The organism is Alkalilimnicola ehrlichii, from assembly GCF_003399765.1.
GTDB lineage: Bacteria > Pseudomonadota > Gammaproteobacteria > Nitrococcales > AK92 > AK92.
Genome location: NZ_NFZV01000010.1, coordinates 36,016 through 57,984, shown reverse-complemented (window position 1 = coordinate 57,984; position 21,969 = coordinate 36,016). Strand labels below are relative to the sequence as shown.

The window sequence follows — 21,969 nt, the reverse complement described above, 5'->3', positions numbered from 1 at the left end:
GTCTTTAGATAAAGGAAATTAACTATATGGATAGCAACGCGCTAGCGCAGTTACCTAAACCTGGTTCCGATTTGGTCTTTACCCGCTCGGAGACACTGGCCGCCGAGGCGCGGCAATACGTGGCGGGGTTCACTCAGTCGATGATGAAAAAACCGGAGCATTTTGCCCCCGGTCGCTTTCCCATCTATTTAGCCAGCGGTTCCGGTGCCCTGGTCACCGACGTCGACGGTAATCAGTTCATTGACTACATCTGCGGTTTAGGCGCCAACACCCTGGGACACAACCATCCGGTCGTAATAGACGCGCTTAATCAACACCTCGGTAACGGTCTGCTACACAGCCTGCCGGCGCCTGTCGAGGTACAGGCTGCGAAGTGCTTAGTAGGCCTTATCCCAGGTGCGGAAATGGTCCGCTTCTTCAAAACCGGAGCCGACGCTAACAGTGCCGCGATACGCCTTGCGCGCAGCATTACCGAGCGGGAGAAGATAGTGACGGTGGGTTATAACGGCTGGCACGATCAATACATGTTCGACACGCCGGGCGTACCGGCGGGCCTGAAAGATTACACCTACCGCATGCCCCTGTTCAGCCCGGACGACGAGCAGCCCTTGCTCGATCTTGTCGAGCAAAAGGGCTCCGAGCTGGCAGCCGTTTTATTATCAGTACCTTATAACCGGGTTCTAAGTCGGCGCTTTATCCAGCAATTGCGCTTGGCCTGTCGGCAGCAGGGGGTTTTGTTCGTTATCGACGAGGTCGTCACAGGTTTTCGGTTAGCGCTCGGCGGCGCCCAGGAGTTCTTCAAGGTCGACGCCGATTTGGTCACGCTCTCCAAAGGCATTGCGGCGGGCATGCCGCTGTCTGCGGTTGCGGGACGGCGCGAGCTTATGCAGGAAATGGAACGGCTCCAGGTATCGACCACCTTCGGCGGCGAGCTGCTTTCCTTAGAGGTGTGTCGAGCGGTGCTGCAAACCTATGCCGAGAGCGACTACATCGACCGTCTTGCCAAACTCGGCCAACGTCTTAAAGAGGGCGTGAACACCGCTGCGGAGAGGCTTGGCGCTCCGCTACGGGTTGTCGGCTACGACCCCATTCCCATGTTCCTATTTTCTCGCGACCCCGCCGAACATGCCGCCTATGCCATTGAATTCGTGGCGCAAATGGCTCGGCGCGGGGTGCTGCTGCGGCGAGACGTTAACTTTATTTCCGGTGTGCATACCGAACCGCAGATCGATTTTACCGTAAATGCCGTCGTCGAGTCGTTGCAAACAATGATTGCCGACGGCGTTATCGTGGCGCAGGTTGCTTGAAAGGGACATCATGACAGAGTTGTGCGATACCCCGGCAGCGTCCCACATCGGTTTGCCGACTAGCCGACTGCGAACCTCCTGTAGCAACGCGGAGCGTGTGTTGATTCGCGGCGGTTATCTCTATACGGCGGCCGCGACAATCAGGTGCTCCCTCGCAGTTGGATCTTGCTGCGCGGCGATGTCATCGAAGCCGTTGGCCATGCCGATAGCCCGGAGCCCGCTTATGACCGAACGCTTAACGCCGACGGTAAATTAGTCCTGCCGGGCTTTGTAAATCCGCATTGGCACGAGAGCTTTGTGGCGCCAAACTTCGAGCAGCCGGACGATTCCGATCTCCAGCCGACGCCTTATGCCCGTGGCGGCAATATCGAGGCTCTGGGCTCCATGTTCGGTTTTATCGCCACGGTGGGCGATCGCCTAACGGCGGAGGAGGGCCGCGCCATCGCTCGTTGGAGCCTATGGACCCAATTACGTTCGGGCACGACGGCGCTAGGCGACCTCGGCTCGTCCAACCACCCCGATGCGATGGCCGAAGCCGCCATCGACCTCGGTATGCGGCTGAGAGTGAGCCGGTGGGGTTCGGATATATACATCCGCAACGGCGCCACATGCTTTGACAGAGTCGCTGACCCCGCTGCGCAAGCGGCCGACTGGGAGCGGCTCCTGGAGAAATGGGACAATCACCCGTCGGGACTTATCGGCGGCATGCCGTCGGTGACTGGCGCGTTCGGTAGCTCCGACGAGCTGCTGATCGCGTTGCGCGATCTGTGCAAGTCTTACCAGTGTCCTTACGCAACCCACTTGGCGCCGCTTAAGCACGAGGCGGACGCGCTGCGGGCCGTATTCGGCATGACAGCGATCGAGCGCTTGGACGCCTTGGGCTTACTGACGCCGCGCTTACTCGCCGTGCACACCGCCTATGTCTCCGATAGAGAGTTGCAGCGCCTCCTGGACACCGGGGTTAACATCTGTCACTCGCCGGCCCATTACGGCATGTTGGGCGAGGCAACCATCAGCGAAACGAAGCTGATCGGTCGCCTGCTGCGAGACGGTTACCCGATATCGTCCAGCACCGACGGCGATATCACCTACACCGGCGGCATGCCCGAGGCTATGCGCGCGGCCCACCTTTGCCACAACGAAGCGCTTAACGACAACACGGTTTGCCCGCCGACGCGCGCCTTGCTGACGGGAACCCGCTATGCCGCCAAAGCCTTGGGTTGGGAACATAAAATCGGCTCGATAGAGCCTGGAAAACAGGCCGACCTGGTGCTCGTCGATATCGACGATTGGCGCTATAGAATCGGCAATCACCCTTTGCGTACCTTCCTCGTCGCCGGCGGTAGCAAGGACGTGCATACGGTTATCGTGGCAGGGCGGGTTGTGGTTGCGGCTGGGCATTGTGTCGCCTTTGACGAAGAGGCCTTGTTCCGCGACTACGCGGTTGCCGCCGCTTCCGCCCGGCAACGAATCGGAGCATAGCCTATGCGCGCCGTTACCGCTGCCAGCCGAGGCCGCAACCTAGCCTTACTTATCGCCAGCACGTTAACGATCATGGCCGGCGCGGCGATAGCGCCCGCTATGCCGGATATCGTCGCTGCTTTTGACGACGATCCTTGGGCGGTGTGGTTCGTGCCGCAGATGCTTACCATTACCGGCTTGGCAATTGCGCTAAGCTCGCCTCTGATCGGCTATGTGCTCGACAGGCGGTCGAAAAAACGGGTGCTCGCCGTCTCGCTTTTAATCTGCGGTCTTAGCGGTTGTATCGGTTATTTCTGGTCGGACTCCTGGCAGGTGCTCATTGCCTCGAGGCTCTTACTGGGGGCTGCCGTTGCCGGGGTCATGGTCAGCTGCACGGCGTTGCTCAGCAGCTATTACTCCGGCGCGGCGCGAAACCGGATGATGGGCCTGCAAGCGGCGTTCGGCGGTTACGGCGGTGTCGTGTTTCTCGCGCTGGGCGGCGTGCTGGCCGACATCCACTGGACGTGGCCGTTTTTGCTGTTCTGCCTAGCCTTCCCGTTATTGCCCGTCGTACTGCTTACCGTTACGGAACCGTCGAGCCGGGAGGCTTTGCCAACGCCACTTAAACAAGCACCGGCCGGAAACGCTGAGAAGCGGGGGTTGGTTATCCTGTGCTATGTCTTGGGCTTGGGCGAGATGCTGTTGCTATACGCGATTCTGCTGCATTTTCCCTTTCAGGCGCGCGCTATCGGGGAGGCGAGTGCGACCGAAATCGGTTTGGCCACGGGTGCGATGATGTTAGTCACGGCTACCGTGGCAGCCAATTACTCCGTGCTGAAACGCGAGCTGTCCCATGCCGTATTTCATGCCTTGGGTTTCTTTGTCCTGGCCTGCGGTTTGCTCGTATTGGCCTGGGCCGAGTCGCTTCTATGGGCAAGCATGGCGCTTTTGTTGTCAGGGCTCGGCTTTGGGCTGGTACGGCCGAACACTATGGTGTGGCTGTTGTCGGTTGCCCAGGCGGAGCAGCGGGGGCGAGTCATCGGAGGCATAACCGCCTGTTTCTTCATCGGTCAGTTTCTCGCTGCGCCGTTAACGCTGCCTCTGTTTCACCGTTACGGGTTTGGTGCGGGAAGCGCCTGGCTCGGTTGCGCTCTGTTGCTGTCGGGGGGCGCTCTGCTCATAGGCCGACTGGTCGTTCGCCAGCGCGCGCGAAGTGCGGAAGTTGGGGTTTGAGCAAAGGCTTGCGATGACTAAGCAAAGTAATTGCGCGAGCAAGATCTAGAACATCAAGTTAAATTATGCTAATAATAACCATTCTCATTTGAATGGCTATCGAGCGCTTCCAAACGAGGGGTTATTTGCATGAATGCGACATGCCGTCTGCTGTTGTTTTTTCTCATTCTTTGGGGAACGTATGCCCATGCGGGCGAGACGGTTATAACCGATTTGGCCGGACGCGAGGTGACGGTACCGGATAAGGTCGAACGCATACTCCTCGGCGAAGATCGCTTCATCCATGCGCTAGCCATACTAGAGCGCCCCGACCCGTTGGCGCGGGTAGCAGCCATGCTTGGCCAATTCCGAGAGCTAGATCCGGTAACCTATGCGCAGTACCAAGAACGGTTTCCTCATCTAGCGGAAGTTACCCGGGTAGGGCATACCTCGGCGGCGAGTTTCAGCGTTGAACAAGCGATTGCGGCGCAGCCCGATATCGCCTTCCTTGGCCTTATAGGGCATGGTCCGACGGTGGAGGATCGGGCCACCGTCGCGCGCCTTGAGCGGGCGGGCATTACTGTCGTTTTCGTCGATTTCCGCAAAGATCCACTAGCCAACACCCCTCGCAGCATCGAGGTGATGGGGAAAGTCTTGGGGCGCACTCAAGAGGCCGAGGAATACCTGGATTTTTATCGAAGCGAAATGGCGCGGGTTTTAGACGTTATCGAAGCCCGCCAACCGCGCTCGCCGACGGTCTTTATCGAAAGTCGAGTGGGCTTCGCCGAGGGGTGTTGCGAAACGATGGTCAATGGCATGCTAGGGCAGTTCGTCGACAGGCTGGGCGGTCGGAATCTGGCCCAAGGCTTAATTCCTGGAACCCATGGCGTCGTTAGTCTCGAGTTCCTTCTTAGCGAGCAACCGGATGTTTATATCGCCACGGCTATTGGCACGAACGCAGACGGGCCGAGAACGCCTTATATTGCGTTGGGGGCCGGGGTGGATTCGGAACGCGCGTACGCATCGCTCGATCGGGCAATGCAGCGGCGGGGAATCGCCCAGCTTGAATCTGTCAGAGCAGAACGTGCGCACGCCATTTGGCACACTTTCTATGACTCGCCTTTTAATGTTGTAGCCGTTCAGGTTTTCGCCCAGTGGCTATATCCCGGTTTGTTTCCAGATCTAGATCCAAGAGCGACTCACGAGGAAATCTTCGCGCGATTCCAACCCGTGCCGCTTGACGGAACCTATTGGATTAGTCTGTAAATGAATGCTCGTATCGAGTCCTTGCCGCAAACGAAGCCCCGGCTCGCGGACGACTATCGACATTTCGTCCGCTATCGAAGAATAGCGCTGACGGTCATGGCGCTCGTGTTGCTGATTTCGCTGTTGTTCGATATCGCAACGGGCCCGTCCGTGTTCCCGATTACAGAGTTGGTTAGAGGACTGTGGGATCCATCCAGCCTATCCGCCGGCCAGGCCGTCATTCTTTACGATGTTCGGCTGCCTTATGCCTTGATGGCCGTTCTGGTTGGGGCGTCCTTGGGGTTGGCCGGCGCGGAGATGCAAACCGTCCTCAATAATCCGCTTGCGAGTCCGTTCACTTTAGGTATCTCGGCCGCGGCCACGCTGGGAGCATCGCTGGCCATTCTGCTCGATCTTAGCTTGTTCGGCTTAGGGCAGATGTATGCCGTACCGATGATGGCCTTTGGCTTTGCGGTGTTGGCGACGCTATTGATCCTCGCCCTGGCGCACAGCCAGGGCGCCGGGGTCGAAACCGTGATTCTGTTCGGTATCGCCTTATTGTTTACCTTCGAAGCCTTGGTGTGGTTAGTCCACTTCCTTGCCGATACCGACACGCTTCAGCAGATCGTGTTCTGGAGCATGGGGAGCTTAAGCCGTGCTACCTGGGAGAATATCGCCATTGTGGCGGTCGTCTTTACCTTCTGTATGGTGTTATCGGCTCGTAGCGTTTGGGCGATGACTGCCTTGCGCAGCGGTGAGGATCAAGCGCTAAGTTTCGGCCTGTCGGTCGCAAAGCTTCGGCTGGTTGTCCTCTTGCGAGTCAGTCTCCTGGCGGCAACCGCCGTCGCCTTTGTTGGCGTGATCGGCTTCGTCGGCCTGGTAGGGCCGCATATCGCGCGCTTAGCTTTGGGAGAGGACCATCGCTTTTATTTGCTTGGCAGTGCGTTGGCCGGCGCCATTATGTTGTCGTTAGCCTCGATCGCCAGCAAAGTCATCATTCCCGGTGTGATTATTCCCATCGGCATCGTGACCGCCCTGGTCGGCGTTCCTTTATTTATGTTGCTTATCCTTGGGCGCGGGAGGAGGGTATGACTCAGTCCGGCTTTGCTGTGAATGGCCTAAGTGCCGGTTATCGGGGGCGCAAGGTCTTACTGGATGTCAGTATCGAAACCATCCCTAGTCATTCCTTGGTGGCGCTGGTCGGACCTAATGCGGCAGGTAAGTCGACGCTGTTAAAGGCGATTGTCGGCTTAGCCCCCGCCCGCGGCGAGGTGTGGCTCGATGGAGACGCCCTACAGCGCCTCACGCCCGCACAACGCTTGCGACGAGCCGGTTACTTGCCGCAAACCTTGCCCCAGGCGTGCTCGTTGACCGCCTATGAGTCGCTGCTGAGTGCCCTGCGGGCGGGCTGTCCTGAGCTAACGGTGCAGGAAGCGGAACACAATGCCGAATCCACGTTGGACTTGTTGGAGCTTCGTCCCCTCGCGTTGCGGCGCATGGACCAGCTGTCCGGCGGTCAGCGGCAGATGGTTGGGTTGGCGCAGGTGATCGCCCGCCAACCGCGTATGTTGCTATTGGACGAGCCGACGAGTGCGCTCGACCTGCGTTGGCAGGTATGCGTTTTAGAAGCAGTGCGTCAACTGGCTAGAGCGCGGGGAGCGATCGCCTTAATTGCCATTCACGACTTAAACCTCGCCCTGAGGTTCTGCGACCGGGTGTTAGTACTGGATCAGGGGAAAGTATTGGCTTCCGGCACACCGGCGAACTTCCAAAGCGATCTATTAGAACAGGTATACGGCGTCGAAGGGCGTTTGGAGCATTGTTCTCATGGCCACCCGCTGGTTGTGGTAGACCGCGCACTCTAAATTTAAGCGCGGACGATTCGAGAAGGAGTGTTTTATGGTACGTAGCGAAGGACGCGTGGAAACGCCGAAGGCAAGCAATCACTTAATGCGCTTGTGCAAGCATTTCAGCCGGAAGATCTCTGTGCAGTACGACGAGCATTCCGGGCTGGCGCTGTTTCCATGGGGTAGCTGTCGCTTTAAGGCCGAGGAAGGTCTGCTGACCTTCGATTGCGAAAGTGCCGACGAAGCCGGAATGAAGGAATTACAGCAGGTCCTGACCATCCATGTCGGCATGTTATCCCGTCGCAACCCCTTGCCTGTCCATTGGGCCCCGGCTTTCGCGAGCGCTCAATAGCCCCTCTTTTCGCCTTACTGAACACTGTCGATTGACGTGTAAGGGCGGTGCCCAATCCGACCTGGGGCGGAGGGTGCCGTACCATATGCTTCCACCGGTAAGATTAAACCAAACGATTTGGCTGCCGTCACTGAAGAGCAGCCGCTCCCGTCCCAACTCCGCGAGCACTGTAGCGACCGCCCGAGCCGAGACAAAAGACTTGGGAGCCGCCCGTCGTTTCAGCGTTTGTTTTTGATATAAATCAATTTTTACAATCTGCAGATTTCGATTCAAAACTCGGCTTTTGCAAGGATTAAAGTGGGAATTTTTCCTTATATTAGTGCGAATATGCTAATAAAAAACCGGTGTAACGTGCTGCCACAGCTTGCTGCTGCATTCGGATATCGTGTTTGAAGGCTTTCTTTATCAAGGGTAATGGCTATTTAATACCGGCTACTCGTGCAAGGTGAAGCGTGCCGCCCGGCGGCTTGATTTTTATTATGCTCGCCAGTCTATACAATACATTCGGAACTAAACCATCGTCTGCCGTTTTTTTCTTCTGTAATGTAGGAGGCTTTGAATGGAGATAGAAGGCTTTGAGGATCTTTTGAAGGTCGCTCGACAACAACCCGAGCCACAACGGCTGCTGTTTGTTTTTGCAAAGCCGGTGTTACCCAAAGATCCGGATCCGGAGGAGGTAAGGCGCTTTGAAGCCGGCCGCGGCGGTGCGTTACAGCCGCTCATGAGCGTCGACAAGCGGCCTGAAGACTTATCCAGCTTCCAAGCCTTATGTAAGGAGGCCGACAGCCGCAACCCAGAGTGGAAAATGGTATTCGTTGCCGCCCTAGCGGGGGCGGGCGATAAGCCGCCTTCGAGCGAAACGGTCGATGCCAGCCTGGAGGTGATGATTAATACCATTCAAAGCGGCGGCGATATTTCTCGTTATTTGGCCTTTGATCGCGGCGGCGATCTGCTGGCTATTTCGTTACGGTAATACGGGGATTCACAGCGGCTTCTTGCGCCCGAACTAGGGGACGGCTGCCGGTACGGCGGCACTCGGGTAGTGTTGGGACGACGCCGCGCTATCTCATACGACCACAAGGCTTATAGCCATGGCATTTCTTCTTCTCGACAATAGTTATGATCTACAGATGAAACAGGAGGGACTCTGTGGCTAGCCAGCAATTTAAGCAGATCTCGGTACTGACGGCGAGCACCGCTGCCTTTACCCTATGCTTCGCTGTGTGGGTAATGTTCTCTATCATCGGGATTCCTATACGGACCGAGCTTGGACTATCCCAGACCCAGTTCGGTTTGCTCACCGCGACTCCGGTTCTCACTGGCTCCCTGGTACGCCTTCCGCTGGGTATGCTCACCGACCGTTTTGGTGGCCGCATCGTTCTCGTGGTTCTACTGCTATCCACGGTGATCCCAATCTGGCTGATTTCAGTAGCCACCCAATACTGGCAATTCCTCGTGCTGGGTCTGTTCGTCGGCGCGGCCGGCGGGGCGTTTTCGGTGGGTATTGCCTACACGGCCCGCTGGTTCCCAAAGGAGCGTCAGGGTCTTGCTATGGGCATCTTCGGTGCGGGCAATGGCGGTGCGGCGCTCACTAAGTTCATTGCCCCTTCGTTGCTCGTGGCGTACGGCTGGCAGGTCGTGCCGCAAGTATACGCAGTCGCCATGCTGGCGATGGCCATCCTATTCTGGCTCTTTACCTATACCGATCGGAGCCATTTGGTCAGTACGAACGTGACGGTCCGCGAGCAGCTCACGGTGCTTAAAGACCCGCGGGTCTGGCGCTATTGTCAGTACTACTCGATCGTGTTCGGCGGCTACGTCGGGCTTAGCTTGTGGATAACCCAGTACTACATCAGCGAATATGGCTTTGGCATTCAAACGGCAGCATTGATCGCGACTATCTTTGTGCTGCCATCGGGCGTGATTCGCGCACTCGGCGGTTGGCTGTCCGATCGCTACGGCGCTCATTCCGTGACGTGGTGGGTCATGTGGGTCTCGTGGATATGCCTGTTTATCCTGTCCTACCCGCAGAGCGAGTTTACCGTGCAGACTGCCAATGGTGGCACCATCTCGTTTGCCCTAGGCTTAAACACCTGGGTATTCACTGCGCTACTGTTTGTCGTCGGTATCGCCTGGGGGTTTGGCAAAGCCTCGGTGTTTAAATACATCGCCAACGAGTTTCCCGCCAATATCGGCGTGGTGTCGGGTATTGTCGGCCTCGTCGGCGGTTTGGGCGGTTTTCTATTGCCGATTATGTTCGGCGCCTTGGTCGATTTCAGCGGAATCAACTCGTCGATCTTTATGCTGTTGTATGGAGTGACAACGGTCTCTTTGGTCTGGATGTATTTCACCGAAGTACGCCGTGCCGACGTACTCCAACCCGAACACGAGAAATAACCTGGAGGTAACCGCACCTTGCCCGGTGGCGGATGTTCTCCTACGCTGACTAGAGTAGGAGAACATCCGCCACCTGAGCTATTGATACAACAGGCTCTTGTTATGGCTATGCCACCTCCCCATGTTTGTGATGACAACCCACGCATGGGTAGGGCCCCCGGAAAAGAATCAAGAAAGGTTGTTCGCATGGATACACGTGCTCGAGGCGGTCAAGTACTAATTGACTGGAATCCGGAGGATTCTAGTCAATGGGAAAGCGGTGGGAGCACGATTGCCCGACGCAATTTGTGGATTTCTATTCCGTGTCTGCTGCTTGCTTTCGCGGTGTGGATGGTGTGGAGCGTGGTGGTCGTTACGCTGCCTGCCGTCGGTTTCCCCTACACCACAAATCAATTATTTTGGCTAGCCTCGCTGCCGGCCCTATCCGGGGCGACCCTGCGCATTTTCTATTCCTTTATGGTGCCGATCTTTGGCGGGCGCCGTTGGACGGCGATTTCCACTGCCTCGCTGCTCATCCCAGCGCTTGGCATCGGCTTCGCCACCCAGCATCCGGAAACTCCCTACTGGGTTATGGTTGTACTGGCGATCCTGTGCGGCCTGGGCGGCGGCAATTTCGCTTCGAGCATGAGCAATATCTCGTTTTTCTATCCCAAGCGTGAGAAAGGGACCGCGCTGGGATTGAACGCGGGCTTGGGCAACCTCGGTGTCTCTACGGTGCAGTTCGTGGTGCCGTTGGTAATCACTGCCGGCGTGTTCGGCATGTTGGGCGGCGCCCCGCTGTATGTCGACGGCGATCCTCAGCGGCCGCTTTGGTTGCAGAATGCCGGATTCGTTTGGGTACCGTTTCTTATCCTCTGCACTTTGCTCGCTTGGTTCGGCATGAATGACATCGCCAATGCTCGCGCCTCTTTCCGCGACCAGGCGGTGATCTTCCGACGCAAACATAATTGGCTGATGTGCTGGCTTTACATCGGCACGTTCGGCTCTTTCATCGGTTACTCCGCAGGCTTCCCGCTGCTCATCGACAGCCAGTTTGACGCTGTCGATCCCACTGCCTATGCATTTCTCGGCCCGTTGGTCGGAGCGCTCGTTCGCCCCCTCGGCGGTTGGCTCGCTGACAAGAGCGGCGGTGCACAGGTGACGCTATGGAATTTTCTGGTGATGGCGTTGGCCGCCGCCGGCGTGATCTTCTTCCTGCCCAGCGAAAGCGGGGCGGGGAGTTTTTGGGGCTTCTTCGCGATGTTCATGCTGCTTTTCGTCACAACGGGGGTCGGTAACGGTTCGACGTTCCGCATGATCCCGGTGATTTTCGTTAATCAACACCAGAAAGCGGCGGCCGGTCGCGGACCGGAGGCCGAACGACAGGCCTTGGCGGATGCTAACCGAGAAGCTGCCGCGGTGCTTGGTTTTACCTCGGCCATAGGGGCCTACGGTGGTTTTTTATTCCCAGCAGCTACGGCATTTCCATCAGCTTAACGGGAGCACCAGCCGGTGCGCTGTGGGTTTTTATTGCCTTTTACGCCTCCTGCATCGCCTTGACGTGGTGGTACTACGCTCGGCGCAACGCAGAGGCGCCCTGTTAAGCCGCGCAGCAACGGCGCGCCGCGCCGAGACAGACCAGCCAAAAGGGGAGCGACATGAGTCAGATTCTCAAGCGTCTAACCTACTTTAAGCGGGAGCAGACCGCGTTTGCGGGCGATCACGGCGTGCTGACCACTGACGATCGCCGCTGGGAGGACGCCTATCGGCAGCGCTGGCAGCACGATAAAGTCGTGCGCTCGACCCACGGCGTGAACTGCACGGGTTCGTGTAGCTGGAAGATTTACGTCAAGAACGGTCTGGTCACTTGGGAAGTACAACAAACCGACTACCCGCGGACGCGGCCGGATATGCCCAACCACGAGCCGCGCGGCTGCCCGCGCGGCGCCAGCTACTCTTGGTACCTTTACAGTGCCAACCGGGTGAAGTACCCGATGATTCGAGGGCGGCTACTGGACCTCTGGCGTAAGGCTAAGGCAAAGCACAAAGATCCGGTCGCCGCGTGGGGCGCCATCGTCGAGGACCCGGCCCAAGCGAAGGAGTACAAGAGCAAACGCGGTATGGGGGGCTTTGTCCGTGCCGACTGGGAGGAGGCGAACGAGTTAATCGCCGCCGCCAACGTCTACACGGTGAAAAAATACGGCCCCGACCGTGTCGCCGGTTTTTCGCCGATTCCGGCGATGTCGATGATCTCCTATGCCGCCGGAACGCGATATCTTTCCCTGCTCGGCGGCACCTGCCTGAGCTTCTACGACTGGTACTGCGATCTGCCGCCAAGTTCGCCCCAGGTTTGGGGAGAACAGACCGACGTGCCCGAGGCGGCCGACTGGTACAACTCCACCTACATCATGATGTGGGGCTCGAACGTCCCACAAACCCGCACGCCCGACGCGCACTTTATGACTGAGGTGCGCTATCGCGGCACCAAGACGGTGGTGGTTACGCCGGATTATGCCGAAGTCACTAAATTCGCCGACATCTGGCTGCACCCCAAACAGGGTACCGATGCGGCACTGGCGATGGCGATGGGGCACGTGATTCTGCGCGAGTGGCACCTTGATGGCGTCAGCGACTACTTCGACGATTACGTCCGACGCTACACGGATATGCCCATGCTGGTCCGACTGGAGCGTCGCAACGGCCGGCTGATACCAGGGCGCTATCTGCGGGCAAGCGACTTCGCCGATGCACTGGCGCAGAAGAACAATCCCGAGTGGAAGACGGTGGCTGTGGAGGAGGGTGGCGAGCGTATCGTGCTGCCTCAGGGCAGCATAGGCTTCCGCTGGGGCGAGGAGCAACAAGGCGTGGGCAAGTGGAACCTCGAATCTAAGGACGCCCGTGACGGTAGCGAGGTTAAGTTGCAGCTATCGTTGATCGACAGTCGCGATGACGTGGTTGCAGTTGCGTTCCCGTACTTCGGCGGCGGTCGCCAGGCCAGCCAGCACTGGTTGCATACTGACCATGAGGAGATTCTTGAGCGTAACGTCCCGGTACGTAAGCTTACGCTTGCCAACGGCGAGGAAGCACTCGTTGCCACTGTTTTCGACCTTCAGTGTGCTAACTACGGGTTGGATCGCGGCCTCGGCGGAGCTAACGTTGCGGCTAGTTTCGACGACGACATTCCCTACACGCCGGCTTGGCAGGAGCGTATTACGGGAGTGCCGCGAGATCGGGTGATTACGGTGGCACGGCAGTTCGCCGAGAACGCGCATAAGACCCATGGCAAGTCGATGGTCATCATCGGCGCGTCCATGAATCACTGGTATCACATGGATATGAACTACCGCGGCGTCATCAACATGCTGATGATGTGCGGCTGCGTCGGTCAGAGCGGCGGAGGCTGGGCTCACTACGTCGGCCAGGAGAAGCTGCGGCCGCAGACCGGCTGGCTGCCGCTTGCCTTTGCGCTTGACTGGGCGCGGCCGCCGCGGCAAATGAACTCGACTTCGTTCTTTTACCTCCATACCAACCAGTGGCGCTACGAAAAGCTACAGGTACAGGAAATCCTCTCGCCGTTGGCGGACCCCAAGGATTTCCCCGGCAGTTTGCTCGACTATAACGTTCGCGCCGAACGCATGGGCTGGCTGCCCAGCGCTCCGCAGCTATCGCGCAACCCGTTAGAGATTTGTCGCGAGGCCGAGGCCGCGGGTATGGACCCGAAGGACTATGTGGTGCAAAGCCTCAAGGACGGCAGTCTACAGTTTGCCAGCGAGGATCCGGACGGCCCGAACAACTACCCCCGCAACATGTTCATCTGGCGCTCCAACCTGTTGGGCGCCTCGGGTAAAGGACATGAATACTTTCTTAAATACTTCATGGGTGCGGAAAGTCAGCATGGCGTACTCGGGCTCGATCTGGGTAAGGACGAGGCGGCGGTTAAGCCCGAGGAGGTGCGCTGGCGAGACAAGCCGGTGGAGGGCAAACTGGATTTGATGGTGACGCTGGATTTTCGGATGTCCACCACCTGTATGTACTCCGATATCGTTCTGCCGACTGCGACCTGGTACGAAAAGGACGATCTCAACACATCCGATATGCACCCGTTCATCCATCCGCTCTCCAAGGCGGTGGATCCCGCCTGGGAATCCCGTTCCGACTGGGATATCTACAAAGGCGTCGCACGCAAGTTCTCCGAGTTGGCCGTGGGTCACTTGGGCGTGGAAAAAGACATCGTCACGCTGCCGATCCTGCACGATTCGCCCGCCGAGCTTGCACAAGCGCTGGAAGTAAAGGAGTGGAAGAAAGGCGAGTGCGAGCCTATTCCCGGCAAGACCATGCCTACGCTAGCGGTAGTCGAGCGCGACTATCCCAACACGTTCCGTAAGTTCAGCTCTCTAGGTCCGCTGCTCGACAAGCTCGGCAACGGCGGCAAGGGGATTACCTGGAACACCGAGGAGGAGGTGCACAAGCTCGGCCAGCTCAACCGTACGGTCGATACCGAAGGGGTAGGGCATGGGCGGCCGCGGATAGACACCCCCATCGATGCTTGCGAGACGATTCTAATGCTCGCCCCCGAAACCAACGGCGAAGTGGCGGTGAAGGCTTGGAAAGCGTTGTCGAAGATCACCGGCCGCGATCACGCCCACCTCGCGCTGCCCAAGGAAGAGGAGAAAATCCGCTTCCGCGACTTGGTGGCACAGCCGCGCAAGATCATTTCCTCGCCGACCTGGAGCGGGCTCGAATCCGAGCACGTCTCTTACAACGCCGGCTACACGAACGTTCATGAGCTAATTCCCTGGCGCACCTTAAGCGGGCGCCAGCAGTTCTACCAGGATCATCCATGGATGCGCGGCTTCGGCGAGGAGTTATGTGTCTATAAACCGCCGGTGGATACCAAAACTATCGCACCGATAAAGGGGCACCATCCCAACGGCAATCCTGAAATCACGCTTAATTTTCTGACTCCGCACCAGAAGTGGGGGATTCACTCCACCTACACCGACAATCTCATCATGCTCACGCTCTCGCGTGGCGGCCCGATTATCTGGATCAGCGAGGCCGACGCCAAGCGGGCGCAGATCGAGGACAACGATTGGATTGAGGCATACAACGTCAATGGCGCGATCACTGCTCGCGCGGTCGTTTCGCAGCGCATTCCGGAAGGGGTGGCGATGATGTACCACGCGCAGGAAAAGCTGGTGCATACACCCGGGTCCGAGATGACCGGCCGGCGTGGCGGCATTCACAACTCCGTCACCCGTACCGTGCTCAAACCGACCCATATGATTGGCGGCTACGCTCAGCTCAGTTGGGGTTTTAATTACTACGGAACCGTAGGCTCCAACCGCGACGAATTTATCCTCGTCCGCCGCATGGACAAGGTCGACTGGCTGGGTAGCGCCCCTCAGCACATCCTGAAGAAACTGGAGGGCGAGCAATGAGGATTCGCGCACAGATCGGCAAAGTCCTCAACTTGGACAAATGCATCGGCTGTCACACCTGTTCGATCACGTGTAAAAACGTTTGGACAAGCCGCGAAGGCATGGAATACGCCTGGTACAACAACGTCGAGACCAAGCCCGGAATCGGCTACCCCAAGGACTGGGAGAACCAGCAGCGCTGCGCGGCGGTTGGGTGCGATTAGAGAGCGGCAAGATTCGCCCGCGTCTGGGAGGCAAGTGGCGAGTGATCGGCAATCTGTTCTCCAACCCGGATATGCCTTCCATCCAGGATTACTATGAGCCCTGGGACTACGATTATGGAAGCCTACAGTCCGCCCCCGAGTGTAAGACTATGCCGCAAGCGCGGCCCTATTCGCTGCTGCACGGGAAGTTGCTCGATAAGGTCGAGTGGGGCCCGAACTGGGAGGAGATCCTCGGCGGCGAGTTCGAGAAACGCGCGAAGGATTACAACTTCGAGGGGGTACAAAAGGAAATCTACGGGCAGTTCGAAAATACTTTCATGATGTATTTGCCGCGGTTGTGCGAGCACTGCCTCAACCCCTCCTGTGTCGCCTCGTGCCCCTCCGGCGCGCTTTATAAGCGCGAGGAGGACGGTATCGTCCTGATCGACCAAGAAATGTGTCGCGGCTGGCGTATGTGCGTTACCGGCTGTCCTTACAAGAAGATCTATTACAACTGGAAGTCGGGCAAATCGGAGAAGTGCATCTTCTGCTATCCGCGCATCGAGGTGGGACATCCGACCGTCTGCTCCGAAACCTGCGTGGGTCGCATCCGCTATCTCAGCGTCCTGCTCTACGATGCCGATCGGATCGAGACAGCTGCCAGTGTGGCCGACGAGCAGGATCTCTACGAAGCGCAGCTGGATTGCTTCCTCGACCCCTACGACCCGGAGGTGATCGCCGAAGCGCGGCGCCAGGGTATTCCCGAGAACTGGATCGAGGGCGCGCAGCGCTCGCCGGTGTACAAGATGGCTAAAGAGTGGCGGGTCGCCTTTCCGCTGCACCCGGAATACCGAACCTTGCCGATGGTCTGGTACGTGCCGCCGCTCTCACCCATTCAGGCCGCTGCCGATGCCGGCAAAATCGGCAACAACGGGATTTTCCCCGATGTCGAGTCGCTGCGTATCCCCATGCGTTATCTTGCCAACATGCTCACAGCCGGCAAGGAGGAGCCCATCGTAAGGGCACTCAAGCGCATGATCGCCATGCGCGCATACATGCGCGATAAGCACGTCGAAGGGCGGATCAATACCGAAGTGCTCGAACGGGTGGAGCTCACCCAGGCACAAGTAGAAGAGATGTACCGCTACATGGCGCTTGCCGACTTCGAAGACCGTTTTGTTATCCCAACCAACCAGCGCGAGTACGCCTCCGACATCTACGACGCTATCACCGAACGTGGCGGCTGCGGCTTCACCTTTGGTCAAGGCTGCGGCGGCGCAACCGACGACCCGGACGTGTTCGGCGGTAAACCTACCTCGGTACGTAAGTACTTCCCGATTCGGGTCGAGCGCTCGCCCCGGGACCGGACCTAAGGAGGCCCTATATGCTGACGTTCAAGGTGCTTTCGCTGTTGCTGCGTTATCCGACGGCGGAGATTCATGAGGCGCTGCCGGAGATGCGTTCCGTACTTGAACGGGAGCGGCTGTTACCCGAGGCGGCCCAACATGAGGTGCGGAGCTTTATCGAAGAGCTAATGGCGCTGGATCTGATAAGAGCGCAGGAGCGCTACGTCGAGCTGTTCGATCGCGGCCGCAAACTCTCGCTGCATATCTTTGAGCATACCCACGGCGAATCGCGCGAGCGGGGGCCGGCGATGGTGCAGTTGATGACTCACTACCAGGATTGCGGCTTCGAACTCGACGCCCGCGAGCTGCCCGATTACCTGCCGCTGGTGCTCGAATTTCTCGCCGAGCGCTCGGTTATGGAGGCGCGCGAAATGCTTGGCGAGGCAATTCCGGTCGTCACTTTGGTAGCTGCGCGACTACGCGAGCGCGACAGCCGTTACGCGGTGTTGCTGGAGGCGCTGGAGGCTTTCGTTGGCATCTCGGCGGAGGAGCGTGCGGAGTTGCACCGCCAAGTGGCCGAGGAAGGTCCGGACGAGGCGATCGTTAATATGGACAAGATCTGGGAGGAGGAAGCGGTGAGCTTCACCCAGGAATCGGCGCTGGCAAGCTCCAGCAAGGGGGGCGGAGCGGACGTACAGCCGGTGCAGTGGGACGTGGGCATGCGCCGGAAGGTCCCGGCGCAGGGGTCAAACACCTAAAGGAGCAGGGCCATGGAATACCTTCACCAGCTCATTTTTGGCGTCGGCCCGTATCTAGCGGGTACCATTTTCATCCTTGGCAGCATCCTGCGCTACGAGCGTGGTCAGTACACGTGGCGCACCATGTCGAGCCAGATGCTGCACAATACACGCACCTATCGGGTCGGTAACCTACTTTTTCACATCGGCATCCTGGCACTGTTCTTCGGCCACCTGTTCGGCCTGCTTACCCCTCCTGCGTTTTTTTACGCAATCGGGGTAACGCCGGCAGCGAAGCAGGTCTTCGCAATGGTCGCCGGTGGGATTTTCGGCGTAATCTGCCTGGCCGGGTTGGTAATATTGCTGTGGCGCCGCTTTACGGTGCCGGCCGTTCAGGCCAATAGCGCGCCCATGGATAATTTCATTCTGTTGTTGATATTCGGTCAGTTGCTCACTGGACTGTTCACCATCTATGTTTCTCGCCACCACATGGACGGCCTGGTAATGACCGAGTTGGTTGCCTGGGCGCGTGGAATCGTCTCTTTTCAGGGCGGGGCGTGGATGCATCTAGTCGAAGTGCCTTCCTCCTATAAGTTGCATATCGCGCTAGGGCTCGTCATGTTTGCGGCGTTCCCGTTCAGCCGCCTGGTGCATATCTGGAGCTGGCCCTGGGTTTACCTACGCCGTAACTACCAAGTGGTCCGAAGCCGATAACCGAGATTGAGGGAGGTCGCAATGCACGTTGCGGTGAACGGCACACCTATTACCGAGGCTGCAATCAACCTGGAAACGCAATACCACCCAGCCTCTTCGGTCGCCGACGCGCGCGAGGCGGCGGCACGAGCACTGGTTATCCGCGAACTCATGTTACAGGAGGCTGCGCGTCTAGGCATCCGCCCCGAGCCCGAACCGGGCGAACCCGAGGATGAGGCGCTGATCCGCCAGCTCATAGAACAGGAGGTTTACGTGCCGGAGCCGGACGAAACCAGCTGTCGCCGTTATTTCGAGAAAAACCGCGACACGCTGCGCTCGCCTTTGTTGCACACGGTTTCGCACATTTTGCTGATGGTGCCCGAGGAGCCGCTGGCCCGGGAGGCGGCTGACCGTAAGGCGCGTGACCTGATTCGCGAGCTTGACGGCGACATTGGCCGATTTGCCGAGTTTGCCGCTCGCTACTCCGATTGCCCTTCGCGGGAGCAGGGAGGGCAGATGGGAACGATAGCCTCCGGTCGTACCGTGCCGGAGTTCGAGCGGGCACTTGCGCGACTAACGGTAGGCGAGATCGCGCCGGGGCCGATCGAGACACGCTATGGTTATCACGTGGTCTATCTCGAAGCGCGGGCGGGCGGCGAGCCCTACACCTTCGAGCAGGCGCGACCGCTCATTGCCGATTATCTGCGTGAAAGCGTCTACCGCCGCGGTTTAATGCAGTATGTGCAGGTGCTTGCCGGTCGCGCGCGGATTGAAGGGATAGAGATCGAGGGTGCGGAGTCGCCGCTAGTGCAGTAAGCGGCAGTCACGAAGGATCGACGGAGGATTGCATGGGAATGCGCTGGCAAGATTGGATGAACCCCCTAGTCGGGCTATGGCTCGTTGTCGCACCGTACATACTGGCGTATGAGGACGGTTACGGCGGTGTATCGGCCTGGAACTCCTATGTGGTTGGAGCAGCGCTGATTGCCATTCCCCTGTTGGGTTTAGTGCGACCGTTGCCTCGGCGGGAATGGATCGTGCTCCTGTTGGGTATTTGGTTGCTAATTTCGCCGCTCGTTCTCGGTTTCTTTGGGCTCGTTTTCGCGACCTCCAACACCATGTTGTGTGGTCTGGTAGTGACGATCGATGGCGCGGCCCGTGTACGTGCTATCGGCAAGGGCCCACGCGGGGCTTGAAAGGTGGCATCAGGCAAGCCAAGCGAAGCGGGCAGGTGTGATGTATAAGCGACACCTTCTGTAGCGCTGCTTGAGAGGCGAGGGCAGCTTACGGCCGCGTGAAGTGTAATTGCACCCGCCAGGACGTAGCCAACGGCTAAAGTCAGCAGTTTCAGTAGCTCACGTGTTCTACCAGACAGGGCGGCTTGGCAAAGCTAACACATATTGCGGCATGATCGCGCTGGCAAGAAAGGCCATTATATTGCCCAAACTTTCCGAGCTTGCACTATCCGCGACTTAGAGTAAGAAGACTCATACCCGCCCGACAAGCGTTGTTAAATATAACGAGAATCATTATCATCTTTCTTTTCATATAGGATGAGACTGCTCTAGTTTGTCTATGGGGGCATTGTGACCATTCATCGCGACACTGCAATTACAGACTTTCCGCTTACCCGCATTTTAGTAAAGCATAACTTGCTAACTGCGCTGCCTATTGCGGCCACGCTTGCCTTAGCTGCGCCAGCGAGCTCTGCGCAGACACAGGAGAACGCCGAAAGAACCGACGACGGCATATTCCGGCTCAGCACCATTCGCATCGAAGACCGGGGCGACACGTATGTCGTGGGAGACGCCGAATCAGTGCTACGTACCGATGAGTCTCTGCGCGAGATCCCACGGAGCGTAGGCATCGTTAATCACGAGGTGCTTCGAGATCAGGATGTCTACCGCTTCGACGAGCTCTACCGAAACGTCAGCGGGGCGAGCCAGTTTTCTTATAACCAGGATTTCCAGATCCGCGGCTTTCGCAGTCAGCGCGATAACGTCACCTTCAATGGCCTGCGCGCTAACCCCTACGATGGTTTCATTAATCCGATAACCGCAAACGTCGATCGTGTCGAAGTTCTGAAGGGGCCTGCCGCACTGCTTTATGGGGGAGGCGGCCCGGGCGGCATGGTCAACCTAGTCACCAAAAAACCGCTTGCGGTTCGGCAGCGCTCCGTGACCGTGACCGCCGCCGAACACGACCGATACCGAGGCGTTTTAGATGTCACCGGCCCATTGGGAGAGGATAGTCCGGTACTTTATCGCCTGATCATGGCAGGCGAAGATGGCGGAAGCTTTCGCGATAATATTGAAGAGCGCAACTGGCAGCTGGCTCCTTCCGTGACTTGGTTGATCAGCGATGCTAGTACCTTGGCGCTGGAAGCAGAGCTGTTCGGTGTTCGCAACAAAGGCAAGCGTGATCGCGGCATTCCGGCGCCAGGCGGCGATGTCGACCTTTTGCCTATAGATCGGTCGCTGCAGGAACCGACCGATCTCCAAGAGAATAAGGGTTGGGCCCTGCAGGCAGGGTTCGAGCATTACCTAACCTCGATCTGGCGTATTTCTCTGACCGGTCGCGCGTCGCATAGCGATTATCGCGATCGCTATCACGAGCCGAGCGGGCTGGAAGCGGACGGCAGGACTATGCGCCGCCAGTTCCGCGACTTCGACTACACAAACGAAGAGGCCTATGCCGTTGCTGATCTCGCCGGTGAATTTAACAGCGGACGGTTTCGGCACCAGATCAACGTTGGTGTCGATGCGCGTAATACAGTGCGATCAGATGTCGTCGGGTCGACCACCGGTAACGTACCGCCCATCGATATCTTCGACCCCGTCTACCGGCAAGCCCGTCCCGCCGACTATGACTACGAACTGACCGAGCGGGAGACCCGCAGCCAAAGCCGCGGTATTTACCTACGCGACCGCATCGAGCTGACCCCGCGCTGGACTGTGGCCGGCGGCGTGCGTTACGACCGTCACAGCGCGGATTGGCTCGGCTCCGATAAGGACAGCGACACGGCGGTGACGGGCGACCTCGGTGCCGTCTTCAAGGCTACCGAACAGGTATCGTTGTATGCGAGCTATGCCGAGAGTTTCGAACCGCAGCTTGGCGGCACCCCAGAACAGGGCGGTCCCTGGGAGCCGCTAGAGAGCGAGTAGATCGAGGTTGGGATCAAGGCCGACTGGTTTGGCGGCCGCCTAAGCGCCAACCTAGCTGTGTACGAAATCACCAGAAAGAATGAGCGTGTGCGCGACCCGAACGATACTCAGCGTTCGATTCAGATCGGCGAGTTTCGCAGCCGTGGCGGCGAGATCGATTTAGTGGGCGAGCTTACGCCAAACTGGAGGCTACTCGTCGGGGTGGGTTACATCGATGCTGAGGTCACCGAAGACAGCGACCCCGATAATATCGGCAAACGTCCTTCGAACATCCCTCGGTACAGCGGCCACCTTTGGACCCGGTACGACTTCGTCGATACCGGACTCGGTTTAGGAGGTGGCCTTAATTACGTAGGCAAACGCGAAACCTTTGACGAAAGCGTCGTGTTACCTGCTTATACCGTGTTCGACCTTGCGGCTTACTACAAGCTCGGTGCGCTTGATCTTGCCCTCAACATCAGCAACCTGACTGACGAACGTTATTTCGTCGGCGGTTTCAATGACAGGATGATTTTCCCTGGCGCTCCGCGCACCCTCAGCCTGACCGCGAACTACGCATTCTGACTGATAGAGGAGGCTGCCCCCGAATATTTCTCTTGGCGCAAC

Annotated in this window: 17 protein-coding genes and 1 pseudogene; all 18 read left to right on the top strand. The window is 58.2% G+C overall.

The genetic code is table 11. The annotated features are described in order from the left end of the window. Window positions 1–26 precede the first annotated feature (26 nt). Window positions 27–1,307, top strand: a complete 1,281-nt coding sequence (locus tag CAI21_RS11215; protein ID WP_116302369.1) for an aminotransferase class III-fold pyridoxal phosphate-dependent enzyme — start codon at window positions 27–29, stop codon at window positions 1,305–1,307. Between the two features lie 144 nt (window positions 1,308–1,451). Further along, a complete protein-coding gene (locus tag CAI21_RS11210) occupies window positions 1,452–2,789 on the top strand; it encodes an amidohydrolase family protein (RefSeq protein WP_220347995.1) in 1,338 nt (445 codons plus the stop codon). 3 nt (window positions 2,790–2,792) lie between these two features. Further along, window positions 2,793–4,001, top strand: a complete 1,209-nt coding sequence (locus CAI21_RS11205) for an MFS transporter (RefSeq protein ID WP_116302368.1) — start codon at window positions 2,793–2,795, stop codon at window positions 3,999–4,001. A gap of 129 nt (window positions 4,002–4,130) precedes the next feature. Continuing rightward, window positions 4,131–5,246: an ABC transporter substrate-binding protein gene (locus tag CAI21_RS11200; RefSeq protein ID WP_116302367.1), complete on the top strand. Its 1,116-nt coding sequence runs from the start codon at window positions 4,131–4,133 to the stop codon at window positions 5,244–5,246. Continuing rightward, complete coding sequence (locus CAI21_RS11195; RefSeq protein WP_116302366.1) at window positions 5,247–6,317, top strand: FecCD family ABC transporter permease; 1,071 nt, start codon at window positions 5,247–5,249, stop codon at window positions 6,315–6,317. Next, the gene (locus CAI21_RS11190) at window positions 6,314–7,090 is read left to right on the top strand and encodes an ABC transporter ATP-binding protein (protein ID WP_116302365.1); all 777 of its coding nucleotides are present in this window, start codon (window positions 6,314–6,316) and stop codon (window positions 7,088–7,090) included. Before CAI21_RS11195 ends, CAI21_RS11190 begins: the two co-directional genes overlap by 4 nt. A 34-nt stretch (window positions 7,091–7,124) precedes the next feature. Continuing rightward, on the top strand, window positions 7,125–7,424 hold the full coding sequence (locus CAI21_RS11185) for a DUF2218 domain-containing protein (protein ID WP_116302364.1): 300 nt from the start codon (window positions 7,125–7,127) through the stop codon (window positions 7,422–7,424). A 559-nt stretch (window positions 7,425–7,983) separates the two neighbouring features. Continuing rightward, a complete protein-coding gene (locus CAI21_RS11180; RefSeq protein WP_116302363.1) occupies window positions 7,984–8,397 on the top strand; it encodes a ribonucleotide reductase subunit alpha in 414 nt (137 codons plus the stop codon). A gap of 176 nt (window positions 8,398–8,573) precedes the next feature. Then, a complete protein-coding gene (locus CAI21_RS11175) occupies window positions 8,574–9,821 on the top strand; it encodes an MFS transporter (RefSeq protein WP_116302362.1) in 1,248 nt (415 codons plus the stop codon). Between the two features lie 186 nt (window positions 9,822–10,007). After that, window positions 10,008–11,297, top strand: coding sequence for a NarK family nitrate/nitrite MFS transporter (locus CAI21_RS11170; protein ID WP_309544644.1), 1,290 nt, complete (start codon window positions 10,008–10,010; stop codon window positions 11,295–11,297). Between the two features lie 161 nt (window positions 11,298–11,458). Continuing rightward, entirely contained in the window at window positions 11,459–15,241 is a 3,783-nt protein-coding gene (locus CAI21_RS11165) for a nitrate reductase subunit alpha (RefSeq protein ID WP_116302361.1), read from the top strand. Continuing rightward, window positions 15,238–15,444 (top strand): hypothetical protein, encoded by a 207-nt coding sequence (locus CAI21_RS26270; protein ID WP_309544949.1) that lies wholly within the window; start codon window positions 15,238–15,240, stop codon window positions 15,442–15,444. Before CAI21_RS11165 ends, CAI21_RS26270 begins: the two co-directional genes overlap by 4 nt. Next, the gene (narH, locus tag CAI21_RS11160; RefSeq protein ID WP_258868936.1) at window positions 15,435–16,796 is read left to right on the top strand and encodes a nitrate reductase subunit beta; all 1,362 of its coding nucleotides are present in this window, start codon (window positions 15,435–15,437) and stop codon (window positions 16,794–16,796) included. The genes CAI21_RS26270 and narH overlap by 10 nt, the downstream gene beginning before the upstream one ends. Window positions 16,797–16,807: 11 nt before the next feature. Continuing rightward, entirely contained in the window at window positions 16,808–17,527 is a 720-nt protein-coding gene (gene narJ / locus CAI21_RS11155; RefSeq protein WP_116302360.1) for a nitrate reductase molybdenum cofactor assembly chaperone, read from the top strand. Window positions 17,528–17,539: 12 nt separating this feature from the next. Then, entirely contained in the window at window positions 17,540–18,220 is a 681-nt protein-coding gene (gene narI / locus CAI21_RS11150) for a respiratory nitrate reductase subunit gamma (protein WP_116302359.1), read from the top strand. 21 nt (window positions 18,221–18,241) lie between these two features. Continuing rightward, window positions 18,242–19,015 (top strand): peptidylprolyl isomerase, encoded by a 774-nt coding sequence (locus CAI21_RS11145; protein WP_116302358.1) that lies wholly within the window; start codon window positions 18,242–18,244, stop codon window positions 19,013–19,015. 32 nt (window positions 19,016–19,047) lie between these two features. After that, entirely contained in the window at window positions 19,048–19,395 is a 348-nt protein-coding gene (locus tag CAI21_RS11140) for an SPW repeat protein (protein WP_116302357.1), read from the top strand. A gap of 390 nt (window positions 19,396–19,785) precedes the next feature. Beyond that, window positions 19,786–21,927 (top strand): annotated as a pseudogene (locus CAI21_RS24840) (TonB-dependent siderophore receptor). Window positions 21,928–21,969: the final 42 nt, after the last annotated feature.

Coding starts and splice junctions, on each gene's coding strand:
- CAI21_RS11215 (WP_116302369.1), top strand. CDS start 27: ATGGATAGCAACGCGCTAGCGCAGTTACCTAAACCTGGTTCCGATTTG.
- CAI21_RS11205 (WP_116302368.1), top strand. CDS start 2,793: ATGCGCGCCGTTACCGCTGCCAGCCGAGGCCGCAACCTAGCCTTACTT.
- CAI21_RS11200 (WP_116302367.1), top strand. CDS start 4,131: ATGAATGCGACATGCCGTCTGCTGTTGTTTTTTCTCATTCTTTGGGGA.
- CAI21_RS11195 (WP_116302366.1), top strand. CDS start 5,247: ATGAATGCTCGTATCGAGTCCTTGCCGCAAACGAAGCCCCGGCTCGCG.
- CAI21_RS11190 (WP_116302365.1), top strand. CDS start 6,314: ATGACTCAGTCCGGCTTTGCTGTGAATGGCCTAAGTGCCGGTTATCGG.
- CAI21_RS11185 (WP_116302364.1), top strand. CDS start 7,125: ATGGTACGTAGCGAAGGACGCGTGGAAACGCCGAAGGCAAGCAATCAC.
- CAI21_RS11180 (WP_116302363.1), top strand. CDS start 7,984: ATGGAGATAGAAGGCTTTGAGGATCTTTTGAAGGTCGCTCGACAACAA.
- CAI21_RS11170 (WP_309544644.1), top strand. CDS start 10,008: ATGGATACACGTGCTCGAGGCGGTCAAGTACTAATTGACTGGAATCCG.
- CAI21_RS11165 (WP_116302361.1), top strand. CDS start 11,459: ATGAGTCAGATTCTCAAGCGTCTAACCTACTTTAAGCGGGAGCAGACC.
- CAI21_RS26270 (WP_309544949.1), top strand. CDS start 15,238: ATGAGGATTCGCGCACAGATCGGCAAAGTCCTCAACTTGGACAAATGC.
- narJ (WP_116302360.1), top strand. CDS start 16,808: ATGCTGACGTTCAAGGTGCTTTCGCTGTTGCTGCGTTATCCGACGGCG.
- narI (WP_116302359.1), top strand. CDS start 17,540: ATGGAATACCTTCACCAGCTCATTTTTGGCGTCGGCCCGTATCTAGCG.
- CAI21_RS11145 (WP_116302358.1), top strand. CDS start 18,242: ATGCACGTTGCGGTGAACGGCACACCTATTACCGAGGCTGCAATCAAC.
- CAI21_RS11140 (WP_116302357.1), top strand. CDS start 19,048: ATGGGAATGCGCTGGCAAGATTGGATGAACCCCCTAGTCGGGCTATGG.